1 protein-coding gene is annotated in these 758 nt (G+C 44.6%); it reads right to left on the bottom strand.

Going from position 1 to position 758, the window contains the following annotated elements:
* On the bottom strand, positions 1-561 hold a 561-nt coding region (locus ACS8FD_RS19790), incomplete at its 3' end, for an alpha/beta fold hydrolase (RefSeq protein WP_439277124.1).
* Positions 562-758: the final 197 nt, after the last annotated feature.

The following is a 758-nucleotide window of genomic DNA, read 5'->3' as shown; positions in this document are numbered from 1 at the left end:
AAAAGCACGATTGGTCGTGGTAAACATCAGCGCTAGACGCTCTACTAAACTTGGATAGCGCGCAGCAACGATCTGTGCAATCATACCGCCCATAGAAGCGCCGAGCAGATGTGTACTACCAAGATTCAAGGCCTTGATTAGGCGTACAGTATCTTCTGCCATATCGGTTAGGTTGTAAGCAACCTGTTGGCTCTTGTTGGACAGCCCCGTTTGCAAACGCAGCATCATCTTAAGCTGGCTTACACGTGGCAAACCCTCAATCTGAACTTTAGAAGACAGACCAATATCACGATTGTCAAAACGAATCACAAAAAAACCAGCATCAATCAGACGTTTTATAAAGTCATCTGGCCAAAACACCATTTGCGAGCCAAGACCCATTACCATAAGTAGGGGCGGATGAGTAGGATTCCCACCAGCTTCGACACATAGGTTAATACCATCACCGATATCAATCATGGCTTGATAAAGATGATCGCTCAGATCTGACGCTCGCCAGTTATGCTCACCAAGCGTTTCCCAAGCTGGTGTAGGGTAGCTGTATGCTGAATCAACAGGCATTGGAAAACTATCAGAAACATCAGGTAAGCCTGTTACCTCAGATTTGTCCCTAATTTGTGTGTCTATAGGCTTGTTTGAGCCAAAATAAGGGGTGGTGTCATCAGAATAATTCGAATTCGTCATGGGATATCCTAGTTAGCGTTCTGTAAATCTAGACTTCCATCATCTCAAAATCTAACTTACCAACACCGCATTCA

It is taken from the genome of Psychrobacter sp. 1U2 (assembly GCF_051847575.1).
The sequence above is the reverse complement of the archived record's forward strand: the minus strand, read 5'-3'. Positions and strand labels throughout refer to the sequence as shown.